Source organism: Mycolicibacterium sediminis, assembly GCF_010731735.1.
In the GTDB taxonomy this organism is placed as follows: domain Bacteria; phylum Actinomycetota; class Actinomycetes; order Mycobacteriales; family Mycobacteriaceae; genus Mycobacterium; species Mycobacterium sediminis.
The window spans coordinates 1738979-1759486 of sequence record NZ_AP022588.1; the positions used below are offsets into that span (position 1 = coordinate 1738979).

Below are 20508 nucleotides of genomic sequence, written 5' to 3' on the forward strand. Positions count from 1 at the left end.
TCGACGGAGGTGCGCGCATGGCAACGACGATCGACCGTGGCGGTGACAAGCGCCGTCAGACGAGGTCCGTCGCGACCCGTCGACGCATCCTCGACTCAGCCGTCAGGCTGTTCGCCCGGCAGGGCTACTCCTACACCGGCACCAGCGAGATCATCGCGAACTCGGGCATGACCGGGGGCGCGTTCTACCACCACTTCGACGGCAAGGAATCGGTGGCGGAGGCCATCCTCGTCGAGACCAACGCAAAGGTGCACCACGCCTACACGTCCGCCGACGACGGCGGGTCGGCACTCGAAGCCGTCATCCGGGGCACGTTCGCCGTGGCATATCTGCACGTGAACGACGCGGGCGCGCGGGTCAGCTCGCAGCTGATGGAGACCGTCGGCCGGGCGACCGGACACTCGGCGCGGCACTTCGACGCCTGGACCGATGCGATAGGAGCCCAACTGCGGCTCGGTCAGGCACAGGGCGACGTGCGCGGCGACGTGGATCCGGAGGGCGTCGGCCGCTCCATCGCCAGTGCGGCCTACGGCGTCTGGGCGGTTGCGAGCTTCGGGACCAACCCGTCCGACCTCGTCGACCGGCTCGCCGCCGTCTGGGACGTGATCCTGCAGGGGATCGTCGTCGCCGACGTCGCCGCCTACTTCCGCGGCTACCTGTTCGGCGAGGGCCGCCAGTTCGATTCTGCTCGACTGGCGGCGCCCCACCGCGCTGGGTGAACGTCCGTTCCGGACGGGGACCGGAAGCGGGCTACGCCGCGCTGCTGCTCTGCAGCTCCCGCATCGCGGTACGCAGCCCCCGACGCCGACCCGTTTCGGGGTCGACCTGGCCGAGTCGCAGGTGGCGGACCTGAGCGAACTTCCGCTCCGAGTTCGTCTCGGGAGCGTTGTCGGACGTCCCCTTCAGGAAGCGGTCCGGCAGCGCAAGCTTGGCGATGGTGACGAACGACTGCTTGTACTGCCGCAGGATCGGACCCGTCGTGTAGGGCAGGTCGTACTTCTCGCACAGCGCCCGCACCCGGACCGCGATCTCGGCGTACCGATTGCTCGGCAGGTCGGGGAACATGTGGTGTTCGATCTGGTAGCACAGGTTGCCGCTCATGAAGGCCATCACCGGGCCGGCGTTGAAGTTGGCGCTGCCGAGCATCTGGCGCAGGTACCACTCGGCCTGCGTCTCGTTCTCGAACTCCTCCTGCGTGAACTTCTCCGCGCCATCGGGGAAGTGGCCGCAGAAGATCACCATGTAGGACCAGTAGTTGCGGATCAGGTTCGCGACCGCGTTCGCCCCGAGGGTGTGCTTCCACCCCGGTCCGGCGAGCGCCGGGAACACGACGTAGTCCTTGCCGACCTGCTTGCCGACCTTCTTGCCGATGATCTTCAGGTCCTTGCGGACCTCGGCCATCGACTTGTCACCCTTGCGCCACTTCGTGGTCTCGACCCCGTGCAGCGCGACGCCCCACTCGAAGAGGGTGCCCAGCAGCACGTTGTAGATCGGGTTGCCGATCATCCACTTCTCCCACCGCTGGTCGCGGGTGAGACGCATGATGCCGTAACCGATGTCGTCGTCCAGGCCGACGATGTTGGTGTACTTGTGGTGGATGAAGTTGTGCGACTTCTTCCAGTGCTCGGTGGGAGAGGTGGTGTCCCACTCCCACTCGGTCGAGTGGATCTCGGGGTCGTTCATCCAGTCCCACTGACCGTGGGTGATGTTGTGGCCGAGTTCCATGTTCTCGATGATCTTGCCGGTGCCGAGCATCGCGGTGCCGAGCGTCCACGCCCACTTGTTGCGGCTCGCCATGAGGACGACACGGCTGCCGACCACGAGGCCGCGCTGCAGCTGGATGGCCCTGCGGATGTAGCGGGCGTCCCGTTCGCCGCGGGACTCCTCGATGTCGGCACGGATGGCGTCGAGTTCGCGGCCGAGTTCCTCGACGTCCGCTGCGGATAGGTGGGTGTACTGCTTGATGTCACTGATGGCCATGTCGTCGTCGCCTTAGATGTCGATGGTGCAGTCGCCGGATGCGGTGGAGATGCAGGTCTGAATTCGGTCGCCTTCGCCGTGCTCGTTGCCGGATCGGATGTCGCGGACGTAACCCGATTCCAGTGGGAGGACACATGATTGGCAGATGCCCATGCGGCATCCGAAGGGCATCTGGATGCCCGCGTCCTCACCGGCCTGGAGTATCGAGGTGGCCCCGTCCACCTCGACGGTCTTGTCGGACTTCTTGAACAGGACGGTGCCGCCCTCGCCGCCCTTGTCGGTGCGCGCGATGGTGAAGCGCTCCAGGTGCAGGCTGTCTCGCACACCGGCCTCGGTCCACGCCTCCTCGGCCGCGTCCAGCATCTCCGGCGGCCCGCAGGCCCACGCGGACCGGCCGGACCAGTCGCCGACCACGTCGTCGAGTTCCGTGAAGTCGATCTTGCCCATCTCGGCGGTGAGCTGCAGGTGCAGCCGGTAGTTCGGCTGGTCCTTCTCGAGTGTGCGCAGTTCGTCGTAGAAGATGACGTCCTCGGCGGACCGGGCGCTGTGGATATGGACGATGTCGGGTGTCTCGCCTCGTGCCTTCAGCGTCCGGAGCATGCCCATGATCGGCGTGATGCCGCTGCCGGCCGAGATGAACAGGAGCTGCGACGGCGGCGGGTCTGGCAGTGCGAAGTCACCCTTCGGCGACGCCAGTCGGACGATCGTCCCCGGCGTGACACCGTTGACCAGGTGCGTGGAGAGGAAGCCCTCCGGTGTGGCCTTGACGGTGATGGAGACGTTCTTGCCGTCGGTCTGCGGCACCGACGTCAACGAGTACGACCGCCAGTGCCAGCGTCCGTCGACGCGCAGTCCGATGCCGAGGTACTGCCCGGGCAGGTAGTTCCCCGAGAAGCCCCAGCCGGGCTTGATGATGACCGTGGCCGAGTCCTCGGTCTCGCGCCGTACGTCGACGACCACTCCGCGCAGTTCGCGGGCGCTCCACAGCGGGTTGATCAACTTCAGGTAGTCGTCGGGCAGCAGCGGCGTCGTCGCGCGTGCGGCCAGACCTCTCAGGACGTTCACCTTCGGCGTGGTCGCCGTCTCGACGTCGCGGGCCGGGGCCTCGCTCCAGCGGGTCAAGCCACGCAGTCTGCCGCCCATGTGGCGCCACCTTTCATCGGGGCGCCGTCACGACGCTGACTCCAGAGTGCCCCAAGTCACACGCCGTGACACCTGGATCCGGAGAACATATGTGACCAATGTTTTCGCAGGTGAGATATGAAATCGTCGCCGCCGTCGCGCGGGGCCGCGGGAGGGGCCGGACGGGCCGGTGGGAGGGCCCCGTTCCCCGACGATGCGGCGACGACGGTCGACGGCGCACAGTGGTGGCATGACGGTTCTCGACTCACCCATCCCGCGCTTCCACCTCGCCGTGCCCGTGGACGACCTGGGCCGTGCCCAGCAATTTTACGGTGACGTGCTCGGCCTCGAACGGGGACGCAGCGCCGACGCGTGGATCGACTGGGATCTCGCGGGGCACCAGCTCGTCACGCACCTCGCACCCACCGCGGTGGAGCGGACGCACAACCCGGTCGACGGCCATGACGTCCCCGTGCCGCACTTCGGGCTGATCCTGACCGTCGAGAGGTTTCACGCGCTCGCCGATCGGTTACGCACGGCAGATGTCGACTTCGTCATCGAGCCCTACGTACGATTCGAAGGTCAGCCGGGTGAGCAGTGGACCATGTTCCTGCGCGACCCCGCTGGAAACGCGTTGGAGTTCAAGGCCTTCGGCGACGACTCGCAGGTCTTCGCATCATGAGTAGGCGGATCGTGATCGCCGGCGGCCACGGGAAGATCGCCTTGCTGCTGGAGCGGTTGCTCGCCGACCGGGGTGACTCGGTGGCCGGTCTCATTCGCAACCCGGATCACCGGACGGACCTCGAGGCGGCGGGCGCAGAGGCCCTCGTCGTCGATTTGGAGAAGTCGTCGGTCGACGACGTGGCGGCGCTCCTCGAGGGCGCCGACGCCGTGGTGTTCGCCGCAGGTGCGGGGCCGGGTAGCAGCATCGAGAGGAAGCAGACCGTCGATCGCGACGGAGCGATCCTGCTGGCCGATGCCGCGGTCGCCGCGGGAGTCCGGCGGTACGTGATGGTGTCGGCGATCGGCGCCGACGAACCCACGGACGATCAGGACGAGGTGTTCGCCGCCTACCTCGAGGCGAAGTCGGCGGCCGATGCGAACGTCCGGCAGCGCGCCGAATTGTCGACGACGATCGTGCGACCCGGTGGGCTGACCGACGACGGCGGAACCGGTCGGGTGACTGCGGCGACCAAGACCGAGAGGGGCAGCATTCCCCGAGCGGACGTCGCCGCCGTACTGGCGGAATTGGTGTCGGGCGATGCGGCGGCAGGGGTCACGTTCGAGTTGATCGGTGGTGACACCCCGGTCGCCGAGGCCGTCGCAGGACTTACCGGCTGAGGCCGATCAGGCCGGGTGGCCGGCGGTTGCGGGGTGCCTGCGGCGACCGCGCAGCAGATGGGCGAGCCAACGAACGTCAAGCAACATCGTCGTGATTCCTCTCGACTAAGCGGATTTGGTGAGCATGGGGAGGAGTCGACGGCGTTCGTCGGCGACGTCCGAGAAGTGGTGCAGCGCTTCGGGAACCGAGTGCGCGACGGGCAGGTCCGGGTCTTGGGCGTGCACGCGCAGGATGTGCGTCAGCGCCTCGCCCGCGACGAGCGACCATTCGACGCCGGCGGCGAAGCAGGCGTCGTCGATCGCGTCGAGCAGGGCGATGCCTGCCTTGGCGAACGACTCCACGCCGGTGAGGTCGAGGACGAAGGCCTTCTCGGGGATGACGCAGTGCCGAGCCCGATCGCTGAGGCACTCGACGTTGGTCTGGTCGATGAATCCACTGACCGTCATGACCGATGCGAGCTGCTTGCAGAGGGTATGAACCTCGGCACCCTTGCAGTCGATCGTCGGATTGCCGTACCGGAACGGGGATTTCGAAGCCGGCATCCGGGTGGTGGTACCCATGAGCGGTCTCCCTTCGATACTTGGTCGGGGGCGGCTGTACGCCTACGTACGTGCCCGATGTCCTCGACGTAGTACCGAAGTTATGCAGCAGACATAAGGTCCTGGGGAGTCAGCACTAAATAGTTGCTAAGAACCCGGAGGTCGGCCCTGCGGCCCGGAGTGCTTCTCCCACGGCGAGTAGTCCGCGATCAGGTCCTCCTGCGGAGGCCGCTGGTCCTCGGGGACGTGCTGAAGGTTCACCCGGATGCGGTACCAGATGGAACTCGGACCCCGCATGCCGTCTACCAGGACGTCGATGGGCTCGAGACGGTCGGCCGCGTCGGGGTGACGCGACTTCCACGTGTCGAGCGCCGCGAGGGCCTCGTCCTTGGTCTTGGTGCGTGCGATCTCGATGAGCGGCATCGGTGAGGTGCGGCCTCCCGCGCCGTTCGCGCGCCGCGCGCCCTTGGGTGCCTTCTCCGCCGGGCCGAGTTCCTTGGCCCGCTCGAGCAGGGCGTCGAGCCCGCCGGGGAAGTCGTCCATGCCCTCCCAGGGGTCGCCGATCTCGGCGTAGCGGGCGGGCACCGTCGCCACCGTGAACGCCTCCGGCCGGCAGGTCGGCACCTCGTCCCACGTCAGAGGTGTGGAGACCCTCGCGTCGGGGCGGGAGCGCACCGAGTAGGCCGAGGCGATGGTGCGGTCCTTCGCGTTTTGGTTGAAGTCGACGAAGACGCCCTCGCGTTCCTCCTTCCACCAGCGGCTGGTCGCGAGATCGGGCGCGCGGAGTTCGACCTCGCGGGCGATGGTCTCGGCGGCGAGCCGCACCTGCCGGTAGGGCCAGCGCGGCTCGATGCGGGCGTACACGTGGAAGCCCTTCGACCCGGAGGTCTTGGGCCACGCCGTCAGCCCGAAGTCGGCGAGGACCTCCCGAACCACCAGCGCGACGTCGACGATCTGTGGCCACTCGACGCCGGGCATGGGATCGAGGTCGACGCGCAACTCGTCGGGATGCTCGAGGTCCTCCGCCTGCACCGGATGCGGGTTGAGGTCGACGCAGCCCAGGTTCACCGCCCAGATCACCCCGGCGGTCTCGCGGAGCACCGCCTCCTTGGCCGACGTCCCGGAGGCGTACTTCAGTTCGGCGACGTCGATCCAGTCCGGTCGCTTCTCGGGCGCCCGCTTCTGGAACACGGCCTCCTCGGTGATGCCCTTGACGAACCGCTTCAGGATCATCGGCCTGCCGGCGACTCCGCGCAGGGCGCCGTCCGCGACGGCCAGGTAGTACTCGATCAGGTCGAGCTTGGTGACGCCGGGCCGGCCGTCGTACTCGGGGAAGACGATCTTGTCCGGGTTGGTGACCATGAGTGTCCGGCCACCGATCTCCAGGGACCGCGGACTCGCCATGGCTCCATCGTAGTTGTGAGGGGTCTCAGTTCGGGGCCGGAAGTCGACACCCGTCACATAGGGTGGTCGTCATGATTGACCTCACTGACCTGCCCGCCAAGGCTCAGCAGTATCTGGAGCGCGGGGCAGCCGAACTGCACTACGCCCGCAAGATGTTCGAGGCCGGCGCCCTGAAGATCGAAGCGCCGCAGCACATGGCGGCGATGCTGACCGACATTCGCAAGTGGGGCGAGTTCGGGATGATCCCCGCTCTCAACGCGCGCCGCACGCCGCACCGCACGGCCGTCATCGACGACGAGGGCGAGGTCACGTTCGCCGAACTCGACGAGGCCGTCAACGCCGTCGCCCACGGGCTGTCGAGCCTGGGGGTCCGCAGTGGGGACGGGGTGGCGCTGCTGATCCGCAACCACCGGTGGTTCCCGATCGCGTTCTTCGGGGCAGCCCGGGTCGGGGCCCGCATCATCCTGCTCAACAGCGAGTTCTCCGGACCTCAGATCAAGGAGGTGTCCGAGCGCGAGGGCGCCAAGCTGATCATCCACGACGACGAGTACACGAAGGCGTGCAGCGCGGCGTCACCCGAGTTGGGCAAGCTCCGCGCGCTGCCGACCAACCCGGACAACTCCGATCCGTCCGAGAGCACCGACGAGACGCTTGCCGAGCTGATCGCCCGCAGCAAGAACACCCCGCCGCCGAAGAGCGACAAGCACGCCAAGATCATCATCCTGACCAGTGGCACCACCGGGACGCCGAAGGGCGCCAATCGCAGCAGCCCGCCGTCGCTCGCACCGATCGGTGGCGTGCTGTCCCACGTGCCGTTCAAGGCGGGCGAGGTCACGTCGCTGCCGGCGCCGATGTTCCATGCGCTGGGGCTCCTGCACGCGACCATCGCGTCGATGCTCGGCTGCACGCTGGTGCTGCGGCGGAAGTTCAAGCCGGCGACCGTGCTGGCCGACATCGAGAAGCACCGCGTCACGGCGATGGTCGTGGTGCCGGTGATGCTGTCGCGGATCCTCGACGAACTGGAGAAGACCAGCCCCAAGCCCAACCTGTCGAGCCTGCGGATCGTCTTCGTGTCGGGGTCGCAGCTCGGTGGCGAGCTGGCCAACCGGGCACTGAAGGATCTCGGCCCCGTCGTCTACAACCTCTACGGGTCCACCGAGATCGCGTTCGCGACCATCGCGCGACCCAAGGACCTGTCGATCAACCCGGCGACCGTCGGTCCCGTCGTCAAGGGCGTGCGCGTGAAGCTCTACGACGACGACGGCAAGGAGGTCCCCCGCGGCGAGGTGGGCCGCATCTTCGTCGGCAACACCTTCCCGTTCGAGGGATACACCGGCGGCGGGCACAAGCAGATCATCGACGGGTTGATGTCGTCGGGCGACGTCGGCTACTTCGACGAGAATGACCTGCTCTACGTCAGTGGCCGCGACGACGAGATGATCGTGTGCGGCGGCGAGAACGTCTTCCCCGCCGAGGTCGAAGACCTGATCAGCGGCCACCCCGAGGTCATCGAGGCGACCGCACTCGGCGTCGAGGACGACGAGTGGGGCCATCGGCTGCGGGCCTTCGTCGTGAAGGCGGAGGGCGCCAGCGTCGACGAGGACACGATCAAGGCCTACGTCAAGGACAACCTCGCCCGCTACAAGGTGCCGCGCGAGGTCATCTTCCTCGACGAACTGCCGCGCAACCCGACGGGCAAGATCCTCAAGCGGGAGCTGGCCAAGCACGAGGTCGACGGACAGACCGCGGACATCGACGGCGAGCCGGCCAAGCCCGAGTCGGAATAGTTCTCGCCGTGCGGTGGTAGACACCACCGTGAACATCGACCTCTCGGGCAAGACCGCACTCGTCACCGGATCGACTCAGGGCATCGGGTACGCCATTGCCGAAGGGCTGGCGGGCAGCGGCGCTCGCGTCGCCGTCAACGGCCGGTCCGCGGAGAAGGTGGACGACGCGGTCGCACGTCTGCGGGAGTCGACCGGGGCCGACGTCCTCGGCGTGGCGGTCGACGTCAGCAGTGCCGAGGGCGTCGATCGACTGCTCGCGGAGCTGCCGCACGTCGACGTCCTGGTCAACAACCTCGGCATCTTCGGCGCGGTCCCGGCCTCGGAGATCACCGACGACCAGTGGCGCAACTACTTCGAGGTCAACGTGCTGGCCGCGGTCCGGTTGATCCGCACCTACCTGCCCGGGATGGTCGAACGCGGCTGGGGCCGGGCCATCCAGATCGCAAGCGACTCGGCGATCGTCATTCCCGCCGAGATGATCCACTACGGTGTCTCCAAGACCGCGCTGCTCGCGGTCTCGCGGGGCTTCGCGAAGGAGGCGGCGGGTACCGGCGTCACGGTGAACTCCGTCATCGCCGGTCCCACGCACACCGCGGGCGTCGAGGACTTCGTCTACGAACTGGTCGACTCGTCGCTGCCATGGGACGAGGCGCAGCGCGAGTTCATGCGCCTGCATCGCCCACAGTCGTTGTTGCAGAGGCTGATCGAGCCGGTCGAGATCGCGAACATGGTGACCTACCTGGCGTCACCGTTGTCGTCGGCGACCACCGGCGGCGCTCTGCGGGTCGACGGCGGTTACGTCGACTCGATCCTGCCCTGAGTCGGCTGCGACTCGTGGAGCATTTCCGGCGGTGAGCGCCGGAAATACTCCACAGGACGCCGGTCAGCTGGCCACGCCGGCGCCTGGCCGAGCCTCAGTACTCGATGGCCTCGATCAGCGGGCCCGGCTCGTCCATCAGCGCCCAGAACCGGTCGCGGATCGACACCGTCATCGGCCCGGGCTCGCCGTTGCCGATCGGCTCCCCGTCGAGGGAGTTGATCGGGGTGACGCCGCCGGCGGTCGTGACGGCCATGATCTCGTCGGCGTCGTACAGTTCGCGGCTGGAGACGTCGCGCAGCGTCGCCTCGATGCCCATGGCGTCGGCGATCTCGAACACCGTCTTGCGGGTGATGCCCGGCAACGCATTTCGTGACGGCGACGCCAGGACACCGTCCTTGACGATACAGACGTTGAAGCCCGGGCCCTCGGCCACGAAGCCGTCGGAGTCGAGCAGGATCGCGGTGCGGGCGCCCCGGTCCTTGGCCTCGAAGCTTGCGGCCGTCAGGTCACCCCACTGGTAGTTCTTGATGGTCGGGTCGACGGTGTTGCGGCCGGCCCGGCGCACGTGCCGCGGGACGATCGCCGTGGTGCCGAAGATCTGCTCGGCGGGCGGGAACGCCCACAGGTAGGGAATCGCGTAGATGTACACCTGGTGGGTCAGCTTGGACAGGTCCTTCTCGCCCTTGCGCTTTCCGTACCCGCGCGTGACGGTGAGGTTGACGAAGGACTCGCGCAGCTGTGACATCGCGATGCAGCGCTTGGTGATGTCGGCCAGTTCGTCCTTGGTGATCTCGGGGTCCAGGCGCAGCTTGTGCGCGCCGTCGAGCAGCCGGTCCAGGTGGTCGTCGAGCCGGAAGACGTTGCCGTGCCACACGTGCGCGACGGTGTAGGTGAGGTCGGAGTGCCCGAAGCCGGTGTCGAAGATCGAGATCCTGGCGTCCTCGGCGGGCATGTACTCGCCCTCGATCCATGCGACCCCGCCGGCGAACGGGCTGGAGGTGTCGAGTTCGTAGTCGCTGTACTGGATCACCGAGCCCGCGGGGGTGTCCTCGCGGATGGCGCCCGGTTCGACGGCGACGAGGTTGCTGGTGCCGAGATGTGCTGTGGTCATGGAACTTCCCTTCAAGAGTGGTGGGTGATCAGGAGAGGTGGGTCTTGGCGTAGTCGGGCCCCGCGTCGCCGGCGGCGAGGCGCTTGCGCAACCCCGTCGCCGCCCAGAGGCCCGCGAGGGCGACGAGTCCGAGGAACACCCACTTGTTGCCGGCGAACTGCGGCAACACGATCAGCGCAACGCAGACGAGGCTGAAGACGACGAGGCCGACGACGTAGATCGGCATCCGTGCGCGGCCGAGGTCGAACGTGCCCGGTTCCGCGGTCGGGATGGTGCCCCGGCGGTGACCGATGATCAGCGCGATGGTCTGCAGCACGTAGGTGGCGAACACCGCCAGGGCCGATAGTCCGAGGATCAGGAAGAACGCCTTCTCGCTGACCAGCGCCAGGAGGAGCAGCGCGGTCGAGAAGCCGAACAGGCCGAGCACCGCGTAGGTGGGCGTGCGGTTGGTGGGGGACACGTGCCGCCACACGTGGGAGAACGGCAGCATGTTGTCGCGAGCCATCGAGTAGGTCAGCCGCGTGGCGACGAGGATGTTCGCCAGGATGCAGGCCATGACGTTGGTCAGGGCGACGGCGACGACGATCTTGGTGACGACCGGGCCGACCTGCTGGGTGATGATCTCCTCGATCGGAGCGGCACCGTTGGCCTCGACGGCCGCGGCGTCCTTGATGGCCAGCACGTAGACGACGTACATCAGGAATTCGATGACGATCGATGCGGTCAGCGCGTAGAACATGGTGCGCGGGATGACGTGTCGAGCGTTCTTGGTCTCCTCGGCGACGTCGGCGCTGGCCTCCACGCCGATCAGACCGAAGAACGGTCCGAGCGACGCCGCCAGCCACGCGACGATGTACGGGGTGGCGCCCTCGGACGTTCCGCCGGTGAACAGCACGGAGAACGACTGGTGGTTCTCGGGTGCGGAGAACGCGACGATGGCGACCAGGATGGTCGCGCCGATGGTGATGACGAACTCGAGGCTGACGCCGATGTTATTGACCATCGTCGCGAACCGCACGCCGTAGAGGTTCACCAGCATGCAGACGGCCATGACGCCGATCGCGACGAGGATCTGAACGCTCTGCGACATGTCCCAGCCGAACAGGCCGCCGAGGTAGCCGGAGAGGATGAAGCCCACCCCCGTCATGCCGCAGATCCAGCCGGCCAGCGCCATGACGCCGGTGAACCACGCGAGCGTCGAGCCGTGGATCCGGCTCGTCCACTGGTAGGCGTAGCCGGCGAGCGGAATCTTCGCGGTGAGGTCGGCGGCGATCACGACCCAGACGAGGAAGACGGCGGCCGCGAGCAGCAGCGTCCACACGAAGGGAGCGCCGGCGGTGAAGTAGCCGGCGCCGAAGCCGGTGAACACCGCCGTCGTCGCGCTGATCGTGGCGAACCCGATCGCGAACGACGCGAGACGGCCTACCGAGCGGTCGAGCTTCTGCTCGTATCCGAACTCGGTGAGCCGCGCGTCCTCGTCGTTGACGGGCGGTTGGTGATGAGTGGTGGAAGCTAGCGCATCGGTCATGATCACTCCAGGTCAAGGCTTCGGGACTACACCTGTAGACAGGTAAGCGTCCTCGGCCGGCAGGCGGAAGTTCATTGTTTTGATCTGCTCATAACGAGCAGTTATCAGTCCGCGTCCGGTGGCGGCGTCTCGCCGAAGTTCCAGTGCGACTGCACGTGTCTGACCAGCGCATCCGCCTGCGGGGAGAGCGCGGACGGCTTCCATGCCAGCGCCGTGTAACTCGGCGGCCGATCGGTGATGGGCACGTAGACGATGCCGGGCCGCTCGTAGAACCGGGCCACCGACGACGACGTGAAACTGATGCCGAGGCCCCGCGCGATCGACGTGGTCTCCGCCTCGTAGGTCGCCGCCACCGCGGCGATGGTCGGGGGCCGGTTGCCCCGGACATCCATCGCCAGCCAGTAATCCCGCCACGGGCCCGCCGTCAGCGGTGCGCAGACGATGGGATCGTCGAGCAGTTCGGCGATCTCGACCTCCGCGCGTTCGGCGAGCCGGTGGTCACGGGGCAGACAGGCCACCCACGACTCGGAGTCCAGCATCAGCATGCGGTGCTCGGGCAGGTCGACCGGCGGCCGGATGATCGCCACCTCGGTGCCGCCGTCGGCGAGGCCCGCGGTGGGATCGGCGAAGTCGTACTCGATGGGTTCGACGGTGACGTCGGGGTAGACGGCCTCGAAGTGGCGGACCAGGCGGAAGAGCAGATCGGCCCCGGTGCCGATGAGGTATCCGAGTCGGAGCACGCCGTGCCGGGTGCCGGAGAGCGTGACGAGGTTGTCGACGACGGCGTCCACGCCGCCGAGGGCCTGCTGTACCTGCGGCAGCCACGCCGCTCCGAGGTCGGTGAGCGCCACCCCGCGGGTGCTGCGGCTGAACAGCACCACCTCGAAGGCGTGCTCGAGCGCCTTGATCGCCGTCGACAGCGCGGGCTGGGTGATGAAGAGTCGCTCGGCGGCGCGGCGGTAGTTCAGTTCCTCGCCGAGGACGGCGAAGTACCGGAGCTGGCGCAGCGTGACGGTCGACCTGGGGTCGCTCGTGGGACACCTCCTGCCGGCCGACGTTGTACGAATTCAAGCACCAGCGGCGACGTCAGGCGGCGTCGATGAACCGGCTACGCACCTCGGGCGGCGGGATCGGGCAGGTGTCGTACTGTCCGCCGACGCGGTAGCGGACCGTGGCGAACCGCGCGTAGGCCCAGTCGCGCAGCCCCCGCGGGATCACCCGCGCCGCCAGCGTCAGCCGCCATGGGCCGCCGAGGTACTCCGCGACGCGGAACATCGCCGCCGACTGGACGTCGACCGTCTCCCCGGGGAGCCCCGGATCGGTCACGTAGACGACGGAGTCGACATCCTGAAGCTCGGGGTGGCGAGCGATGACGCCGCGGGCGAACTCGCCGTCGAGCGCGGCGAACCGGAGCGTGCCCCGCCGATCGAAGCGCAGGATGATGCGGACCCCGCGGTTGCACACGCCGCAGACGCCGTCGTACAGCAGGACGGGTGCGGTGGCAGTCATCTCTGGATCCTTCCCCGCGGGTGCGTGCGTCAATCGTCGCACCGGCTCAGATCGGCCTGTCCGCCGACTTCGGTCGCGGTGCCGCCAGTGCGGCCGCGCATCCCTCCGTGAAGCTCATCCTCGAGAACGCGTGGAACTCGCTGAACTTCTTCGCGGCGTCCCAGGCCATCTCGCAGCTCGCCGCCGCGTCGGAACCGGCTTCGAACGCGGTACGCGCCGGGCCGTCCTGGCCCGACGCGACGCCCGCCGCGCGGGACTCGTCGAATCCCGCGGGTTGGGACCAGATCCAGAAGGCCGCGAACATGACGACGGCGATCACCACGACGGCGCCGATCCCCGTGAGGATCGTGTTGTCCAGGCCTGGGATCACCTGATGGGGTGATCGATCGGCGCGCGGCGCCGCGGGCGGCACGGTGAGGGGTTGGGCGCCGACCCCGGCCGCCGGCCGCCGATGCGGCGACCAGCGTGCGCCGTCCCAATAGATCATCGAGTACGGGTCGCGCGGGTCGCGATACCACCCCGCCGGCGCGCTCGGCGTCCCCGGATGCATCGCCCAACCCTAGTTCGCCGCAACGTCTCCCGACTACGGATCGCGGGGGAGGCCGAGCAGACGCTCGGCGATGATGTTGAGCTGTACCTCGGAGGTACCGCCGTAGATCGTCGTGGCTCGGCCCGCCAGCAGGTACTCCGCCCACTTGCCGGACTGCTCGCCCTGGTCACCGATCGCCGCGTCGGTGCCGAACGACGACACCCCGAACTCGGCGTACCCCTGCCCGGTCTTCATCGACAGCAGCTTGCTGATCGCGGCGGCAGGCATCGGATCCCCGCCGGCCAGCGTCAGCAGCGTCGACCGCATGTTCAGCAGCTTGGCGGCGTGTCCCTCGGCGATCAGCTTGCCCGCGTCGTGCTTCTCGATCTGGTCGAAGTGCCCGTCGCGGACGAACTCCACGAACTGCTCGAGGCTCGCCAGGAACGGCGGCTCGCTGCTGCCGATCGAGACGCGCTCGTTGGTCAGCGTGTTGCGGCTGACCTCCCAGCCGCGGTCGACCTCGCCCAGCACCATCTCGTCGGGCACGAACACGTCGTCGATGAAGACGGTGTTGAACATCGCGTTGCCGGTGAGTTCACGCAGCGGCTTCACCTCGACGCCCTCGGACTTCATGTCGAGCAGGAAGTACGTGATGCCACCGTGTTTCGGCGCCGACGGGTTGGTGCGTGCGAGCAGGGCGCCCCACTGCGAGAACTGTGCACCGGTGGTCCAGATCTTCTGGCCGGTGATGCGCCATCCGCCGTCGACCTTGGTGGCCTTGGTGGTCAGGCTGGCCAGGTCGGAGCCGGCGCCGGGCTCGGAGAAGAGCTGGCACCAGATCATCTCGCCGCGGAAGGTCGGCGGCAGGAACTGCTGCTGCTGGTCGTCGGTGCCGTAGGCGACGATCGACGGGATGATCCAGGCGGCGATGCCCATCTGCGGGCGCTTCACCAACCCACCGGCGAATTCCTGCGCGATGATGATCTGCTCGATCGGTGCGGCGGCGCGGCCCCACGGCTTCGGCAGGTGCGGCTGCACCCACCCGCCCTCGGCGATCGCCGTGGTGCGCTCCTCGCGCGACATCGCCTTCAGCGCATCGACTTCGGTGCGGATCTCCTCGCGGAGCTTCTCGGTGTCGGGGTCCAGGTCGATGTTGATCGGGCGCATGCCGGTCGCGGTCGCCACGTCGACCACCTGTTGCGGGTAGTCCGCGGCGCGGCCGAAGCACGCGGCGAGCACGATCGCGCGCCGGTAGTACACGTTGGTGTCGTGCTCCCAGGTGAACCCGATGCCGCCGTGCACCTGGATGCAGTCTTGGGCGGTGTGCTGCGCGGCGGCCGGTGCCAGCGTGGCGGCGACGGCCGCGGCGAACTCGTAGTTCGTGTCGTCACCGGTCTCATCGATCGCACGCGCCGCATCCCACACGGCCGCCGTCGCCCGCTCCGTCTCGGCGATCATGTTGGCGCACTTGTGCTTGATGGCCTGGAACTGGCCGATCGGGCGGCCGAACTGCTCGCGGATCTTGGCGTATTCGGCCGCGGTGTCGGTGGCCCACCGTGCGACGCCGATGCACTCGGCCGACAGCAGCGTGGACATCAGCGCGCGGGCCCGGGTGCGGCTGAGGTTGGACAGCACGCGGTCGTCGCCGACCTCGACGGCGTTGGCCCGCACGTGCGCCAGCGGACGCAGTGGGTCGACGCTCGCGACGGGTTCGATCTCGACCTGGTCGGCGTCGAGGACGAGCCATGCCTCGTCGCCGTCGAGGGCGACGGGGAGCACCAGCAGCGAGGCCTGTCCGGCAGCGGGCACGGCGCGGACCTCGCCGCGGATGACCAGGCCGGCACCCTGCCGGGTCGCGGTCAGGCTGGAGTCGATCGCGTATGCGCCGATGACCTCGCCGGACGCCAGGCCTTCGAGCCGCTTGTCGTTGGCGTCGTTGGCCGAGATCAGCGCGCTGGCGATCGCGGACGGTACGAACGGGCCGGGCACCGCGCCGTAGCCGAACTCGGCGAGGACGATGGCCAGTTCGAGGATGCCGAAGCCCTGCCCGCCGACGTCCTCGGACAGGTGGACGCCCTGCAGGCCCTGCTCGGACGCGCCCTTCCAGTAGGACGGTGGGTTGGCGATCGGAGTCTCCAGCGCCTCGTGCAACACGTCGGAGGGGGCCACGCGCTGGACGAACGAGCGCACCGAATCGGCCAGGTCGGTGTGTTCGGACAGGATCGCGATGGGCATGCGGGTCTCCTCTGATCAACCGGTCGGTTGGGACCGACGTTACCCAATGCACCGGGAGGCGCGTCAAGCACGTCGTTCACCAGGTTCACCAGGTGGGCTGAACCCCGTTGACGACGTTCGCCAGTTCGCGTCCGTCGCGCAGCCGCTCGCAGTTGTCGACGGCCTCCGCGAGGTATCGCCGCATGGTGTCGGCGGTGTACCAGGTGACGTGCGGGGTGACGACGACGTTGTCGAGCGCCAGCAGTGGATTGTCGGCGGGTACTGGCTCCTCGCCGAACACGTCGAGGCCGGCCGCCGCCAGGCGCCCGTCGCGCAGTGCGTCCACCAGTGCGGACTCGTCGACGATGGGGCCGCGCGAGGTGTTGACCAGGACGGCGTCGGCCCGCATCGCGGCGAGCCCCTCGGTGCCGATGAGTCCCCTCGTGGCGTCGGTGAGCGGCAGGTGCAGGGAGACGACGTCGCTCTCGGCGAGCAGGTCGGGCAGCGATCGCCAGCCCCGGTGGCCGTCGTCCCCGGTGCTGGTGTGCACGACGGTCGCGCCCATCGCCGACACGATGGTCTCGACCCGCTTGGCGACGTTGCCGTACCCGACCAACCCGACCGTGCAGCCGCCGATGTCGCGCACGGTCTCGCCGAGCGTCGGGTCCGACGGCCAGCCCGCACCCGCACGGGTGGCCCGGTCGAGCACGACGAGTCTGCGCAGGGCGGCGAGCATCAGCAGGACGGTGCCCTCCGCGACCGAGGGCGCGTTGGCGCCGGGCATGTTCGCGACCGCGATGCCCCGCCGGGTGGCGGCGTCGACGTCGATGGTGTTGACTCCCGCGCCGAGCTTGTGGATGAGCCTGCACTTTCCGGCGCCGTCGACGTCGCCGGCCGAGAGCGGCCGCAGCACGTGCCAGACGACGTCGGCCTCGGGCAGTTCGCGGTGGAACGCGTCATCGTCGCTCTCGGCGCAGAACCGGACGTCGAGCCAGTCGGAGTGCGGTGTCAGAAGCCCGCGGACCTTGTCGCCCGGTACGAAGTGGGCCAGCACCCGGATGGTCACGTCAGTCCTCACTTCCCTTCAGCGGAACCGCTTCGCGATCCACTTGGCGATCAGGTCGGCCTGCTCGCTGCGCGCGCCGGGAGTGGTGAAGTAGTGGTCCGAGTCGATCGCGCACAGGGTCCTGTCGGTGCTCGCCAGCGCGTCGTGGATGCGGCGGGCGTCCGACGGGAAGACGCCGGTGTCCTGCTCGGCGTTGATCACCAGGGCGGGGACGTCGATGCGCGCGAGGTGCGGCTCGGCACTGGTCTGCGCGTGACGCAGGCTCCACATGCCCAGCCAGCTCCGCAGCGTGCAGGCCGCGGCGATGCCCCGGGCCGACCGGTTGGCCCGGGCGGGTTGCCCTGCGTAGCAGGTGTTCGGCGGTCGCTTCGTCGGTTCGATCGTGGGGTCGACCATGCGCGGGTCGGCCCACGTCCGGTGCACGGTGAACGGCCGATCGGAGAACCCGGCGGCGCGCACGCGGGTGAACTCCCGCTCGACCCAGTCGGTGATGGCGTGGTTCCGGGCGACCTGCGCCGCCCGATAGCGCTCGACGAAGTCGGCCGGATACGGCGGTCCGTTGCCGCCTTCGAACAGGTCGAGATCGGGATCGGTGGCCACCGGGTCGGCCTCGTCGACCACCGCGCCGTCCATCCACGCCGTCAGCACCTCGGGCCGGCCCGGATGGGCCGCGCTCGCCACGTACCCGTCGGCTGCCTCGAGTTCGCCGAGGCCCGCCGCCGGACGCATGCCGTCCATCGGCGTCACGTGGGGATCGACGGCCTGCGCCTGGTAGGCGGCCATCAACGAACCACCCCCCGAATTACCCAGCAGCACCACGGCTTCCACGTTCTGCACCTCGCGCAGCCAGCGCACGCCGACGCCGATGTCCACGAGGGCGTGGTCGAGCAGGAAGCTGCTCTCGAACCCGCGGAACCGGGTGTTCCAGCCCAGGAAGCCCACTCCCCGGGTCGCCATGTAGTCGGCGAGGTAGTGCTCGGAGAAGTCGACCTGATAGTGGGTGGCGATCATCGCCACCTTCGGCTTGCGGCCGACACCGCGGTAGTAGATCCCCTGGCAGGGGTGGCCGCCCGATCCGGCGCGCCGAGCCGACGGCGAGTCCACTCCGATGAACTCCCGGATGACGCCGGGGGTCGTCCCCGAACCGCCGCTCACCGAAACGCTCCGGAGCGTGAGTGGTTGCAGGCGGGCGCGATTCGCGTCGACCGGCCACGTCCGTTCGGGTCGTGCGCGCACGGGATGACCGTCATGGCGTCCTCGCGTCGTTGTTCGGAGCAGACTGACGATGTTAGATTCACATACTGATCTTGACCAGACCTCAGAGTCGAGGAACGCGCGATGATCAAGCCGGATAACGCCAATTCCGAGTTCGAACTCGGCGGCATCAACCACGTCGCGCTGGTGTGCGCCGACATGGCCAAGACCGTCGACTTCTACTCGAACGTCCTGGGGATGCCCCTGGTGAAGTCGCTGGACCTGCCGGGCGGGATGGGCCAGCACTTCTTCTTCGACGCGGGCAACGGGGACTGCGTCGCATTCTTCTGGTTCGCGCAGGCTCCCGACGGCGTGCCGGGGATCTCGGCACCCGCGGCCATCCCGGGGATCGGCGAGATCGTCAGCGCGGTCGGGTCGCTCAACCACCTGGCCTTCCACGTCCCCGCAGAGAAGTTCGACGAGTACCGTCGGCGGCTCAAGGAGAAGGGCGTGCGCGTCGGCCCGGTCCTCAACCACGACGAGAGCCCTGCCCAGGTGTCCGCGTCCGTCCACCCCGGGGTGTACGTCCGCTCGTTCTACTTCCAGGACCCCGACGGCATCACGCTCGAATTCGCCTGCTGGACCAAGGAGTTCACCACCGCCGACACCGGGACGGTGCCGCGGACCGCAGCCGATCGACGGCCGCCGGTCGACGCGCGCTGACCGCGCGTCTCGTCAGGACTCCGCGCCGCCGTAGAGCCGTGGCTGACTGATCTCGTCGAGGATGGCGGCCAGCTGGTCGACCAGCTCGTCGGGGGAGAGGTCGACGTCCCCGGCCAGCCACGCGCTGATGGTCTGACCGACGCCGCCGACGGCGAAGTGCGCCGTGGCCATCCCCTTGCGGGTGGTGTGGTCCCCGCCGACCTTGAGCGCGACGCCGATCTCCCGTCCGTACAGCGTCGCGAGCAGGACGCCGGACTCGGCACGCTTGGCGTTGACGACGGCATTGGAGAGCTGCGCGTTGAACAGGAGCCCGCCGATCCGGGGGTCCGACGCCACGGTGCGCACGATGTTGGCCATGCCCGCGCGGTTCTGATCGGTCTGCGGTGCGGCGGCGACGGCGGCCTGCGTGGTGGTGGCGAGTTCGGCGATGACGGCGTCGAACACCGCTCCGACGAATTGGTCCTTGTCGGCGAAGGTCTCGTAGAAGTAGCGCGCGGCGAGGCCCGCACCCCGGCAGACGGCGCGCACGGTCAACTCGGGCGGTGGGGTCTGGGAGGTGTCGCCGAGCAGGTCGAGACCGGCCTCGATGAAACGCCTCCGGCGGTCGGCCAGGCGCTGGGCCGCGTCGACTCCGCGATACGGCCGCACCTGGGCCCTGGTCTCCGCCACGCGCACCATCTTGACACCCACTGCCATCGGCTGCAATATCAGGAAACACTCGTTCTCACTTATGCACCGAAGGGGCGGCCGATGACGGTCAGCGACAGCCACGTCGAGCGGGCGGTCAGCGCTCCGGCCAGACCCTCGGCACCCCGCCGCCGCGGTGCCCACTTCGACGACGGGCTCATGGGCGTGGCACTCCTGGCAGGCCCGGCGAACGTGATCATGCAGTTGGCTCGGCCCGGCGTCGGATACGGCGTCTACGAGAGCCGCGTCGAGAGCGGTCGCGTCGACCTCCACCCGATCAAGCGCGCGCGGACCACCTTCACCTACCTCGCCGTCGCCACGAAGGGTTCGGACGCGCAGCGCAAGGCGTTCCGCCGGGCCGTCAACACCGCTCACGCGCAGGTGTACTCGACCGACGAGAGCCCGGTGAAGTACCACGCGTTCGACAAGGACCTGCAACTCTGGGTCGCCGCGTGCCTCTACAAGGGCGGGGTCGACGTCTACCGCCTGTTCGTCGGAGAACTCGACGACGAGACGGCGGACCAGCACTACGCCGACGGGGCGCGGCTCGGGACCACGCTGCAGGTCCCGCCGGAGATGTGGCCCGCGGACCGCGCCGCCTTCGACGACTACTGGCAGCGCTCGCTCGATCAGGTGCACATCGACGACACGCTGCGCGACTACCTGTATCCCATTGCGGCGAACCGCATCCGGGGCGTCCGGCTGCCGGGGTTCGTCCAGCGCCGCGCCGAGGCCTTCGCCCTGTTGATCACCACCGGGTTCCTGCCCCAGCGCTTCCGCGACGAGATGCGGCTGCCGTGGGACGACGGACGGCAGCGGGCCTTCGACCGCGTGATGTCGGTGTTGCGCATGGCCAATCACGCACTGCCGAGCGTGGTGCGCCAGTTCCCGTTCAACGTCCTGCTCAAGGACGTGGACCGACGGATCCGGACCGGGCGACCGCTGATCTGAGG

The 20508-nt window shown here is 68.5% G+C and carries 20 protein-coding genes; 7 read left to right on the forward strand and 13 right to left on the reverse strand.

The window, feature by feature from the left end; all coding sequences use genetic code 11:
* Nucleotides 1-17: 17 nt before the first annotated feature.
* The gene (locus G6N64_RS08345; protein ID WP_163796468.1) at nt 18-719 is read left to right on the forward strand and encodes a TetR family transcriptional regulator; all 702 of its coding nucleotides are present in this window, start codon (nt 18-20) and stop codon (nt 717-719) included.
* 31 nt (nt 720-750) lie between these two features.
* On the opposite strand, the gene G6N64_RS08350 is transcribed toward G6N64_RS08345, so the two are convergent.
* Together G6N64_RS08350 and G6N64_RS08355 are read right to left on the reverse strand one after the other, a co-directional pair.
* Entirely contained in the window at nt 751-1980 is a 1230-nt protein-coding gene (locus G6N64_RS08350; RefSeq protein ID WP_163796469.1) for a fatty acid desaturase family protein, read from the reverse strand.
* Between the two features lie 12 nt (nt 1981-1992).
* On the reverse strand, nt 1993-3123 hold the full coding sequence (locus G6N64_RS08355) for a ferredoxin reductase (RefSeq protein ID WP_163796470.1): 1131 nt from the start codon (nt 3121-3123) through the stop codon (nt 1993-1995).
* Nucleotides 3124-3352: 229 nt separating this feature from the next.
* On the opposite strand from G6N64_RS08355, the gene G6N64_RS08360 reads away from it, so the two are divergent.
* A complete protein-coding gene (locus G6N64_RS08360) occupies nt 3353-3784 on the forward strand; it encodes a VOC family protein (RefSeq protein ID WP_163796471.1) in 432 nt (143 codons plus the stop codon).
* On the forward strand, nt 3781-4443 hold the full coding sequence (locus G6N64_RS08365; RefSeq protein ID WP_163796472.1) for an SDR family oxidoreductase: 663 nt from the start codon (nt 3781-3783) through the stop codon (nt 4441-4443). Before G6N64_RS08360 ends, G6N64_RS08365 begins: the two co-directional genes overlap by 4 nt.
* Nucleotides 4444-4548: 105 nt before the next feature.
* Here G6N64_RS08365 and G6N64_RS08370 read toward each other — a convergent pair whose 3' ends face one another.
* The gene (locus G6N64_RS08370) at nt 4549-5004 is read right to left on the reverse strand and encodes an STAS domain-containing protein (RefSeq protein WP_246231042.1); all 456 of its coding nucleotides are present in this window, start codon (nt 5002-5004) and stop codon (nt 4549-4551) included.
* Nucleotides 5005-5130: 126 nt separating this feature from the next.
* Nucleotides 5131-6387: a DNA polymerase domain-containing protein gene (locus G6N64_RS08375; protein ID WP_163796473.1), complete on the reverse strand. Its 1257-nt coding sequence runs from the start codon at nt 6385-6387 to the stop codon at nt 5131-5133.
* Between the two features lie 71 nt (nt 6388-6458).
* Here G6N64_RS08375 and fadD2 point away from each other — a divergent pair, with 71 nt between their 5' ends.
* Nucleotides 6459-8174: a long-chain-fatty-acid--CoA ligase FadD2 gene (fadD2, locus tag G6N64_RS08380; protein ID WP_163796474.1), complete on the forward strand. Its 1716-nt coding sequence runs from the start codon at nt 6459-6461 to the stop codon at nt 8172-8174.
* A 28-nt stretch (nt 8175-8202) separates the two neighbouring features.
* A complete protein-coding gene (locus G6N64_RS08385) occupies nt 8203-8994 on the forward strand; it encodes an SDR family NAD(P)-dependent oxidoreductase (RefSeq protein WP_163801529.1) in 792 nt (263 codons plus the stop codon).
* 94 nt (nt 8995-9088) lie between these two features.
* Here G6N64_RS08385 and G6N64_RS08390 read toward each other — a convergent pair whose 3' ends face one another.
* The 8 genes from G6N64_RS08390 to G6N64_RS08425 form a co-directional block, all read right to left on the reverse strand.
* A complete protein-coding gene (locus G6N64_RS08390) occupies nt 9089-10105 on the reverse strand; it encodes an aminotransferase class IV (RefSeq protein WP_163796475.1) in 1017 nt (338 codons plus the stop codon).
* 28 nt (nt 10106-10133) lie between these two features.
* Nucleotides 10134-11633, reverse strand: coding sequence for an APC family permease (locus G6N64_RS08395; protein WP_163796476.1), 1500 nt, complete (start codon nt 11631-11633; stop codon nt 10134-10136).
* A 104-nt stretch (nt 11634-11737) separates the two neighbouring features.
* Entirely contained in the window at nt 11738-12700 is a 963-nt protein-coding gene (locus G6N64_RS08400; RefSeq protein WP_246231214.1) for a LysR family transcriptional regulator, read from the reverse strand.
* A gap of 19 nt (nt 12701-12719) precedes the next feature.
* Nucleotides 12720-13142, reverse strand: a complete 423-nt coding sequence (locus G6N64_RS08405) for a thiol-disulfide oxidoreductase DCC family protein (RefSeq protein ID WP_163796477.1) — start codon at nt 13140-13142, stop codon at nt 12720-12722.
* Nucleotides 13143-13188: 46 nt separating this feature from the next.
* Complete coding sequence (locus tag G6N64_RS08410; RefSeq protein WP_163796478.1) at nt 13189-13692, reverse strand: DUF2510 domain-containing protein; 504 nt, start codon at nt 13690-13692, stop codon at nt 13189-13191.
* Between the two features lie 33 nt (nt 13693-13725).
* On the reverse strand, nt 13726-15906 hold the full coding sequence (locus G6N64_RS08415) for an acyl-CoA dehydrogenase family protein (RefSeq protein ID WP_163796479.1): 2181 nt from the start codon (nt 15904-15906) through the stop codon (nt 13726-13728).
* 85 nt (nt 15907-15991) lie between these two features.
* Nucleotides 15992-16945 (reverse strand): 2-hydroxyacid dehydrogenase, encoded by a 954-nt coding sequence (locus G6N64_RS08420; protein WP_163801531.1) that lies wholly within the window; start codon nt 16943-16945, stop codon nt 15992-15994.
* A gap of 24 nt (nt 16946-16969) precedes the next feature.
* Nucleotides 16970-18106 (reverse strand): alpha/beta hydrolase, encoded by a 1137-nt coding sequence (locus G6N64_RS08425; protein ID WP_163796480.1) that lies wholly within the window; start codon nt 18104-18106, stop codon nt 16970-16972.
* A 183-nt stretch (nt 18107-18289) separates the two neighbouring features.
* Here G6N64_RS08425 and G6N64_RS08430 point away from each other — a divergent pair, with 183 nt between their 5' ends.
* Nucleotides 18290-18868: a VOC family protein gene (locus G6N64_RS08430; protein WP_163796481.1), complete on the forward strand. Its 579-nt coding sequence runs from the start codon at nt 18290-18292 to the stop codon at nt 18866-18868.
* A 12-nt stretch (nt 18869-18880) separates the two neighbouring features.
* On the opposite strand, the gene G6N64_RS08435 is transcribed toward G6N64_RS08430, so the two are convergent.
* Complete coding sequence (locus tag G6N64_RS08435) at nt 18881-19546, reverse strand: TetR/AcrR family transcriptional regulator (protein ID WP_163801532.1); 666 nt, start codon at nt 19544-19546, stop codon at nt 18881-18883.
* Between the two features lie 72 nt (nt 19547-19618).
* On the opposite strand from G6N64_RS08435, the gene G6N64_RS08440 reads away from it, so the two are divergent.
* On the forward strand, nt 19619-20506 hold the full coding sequence (locus G6N64_RS08440; protein WP_163796482.1) for an oxygenase MpaB family protein: 888 nt from the start codon (nt 19619-19621) through the stop codon (nt 20504-20506).
* Nucleotides 20507-20508 lie beyond the last annotated feature (2 nt).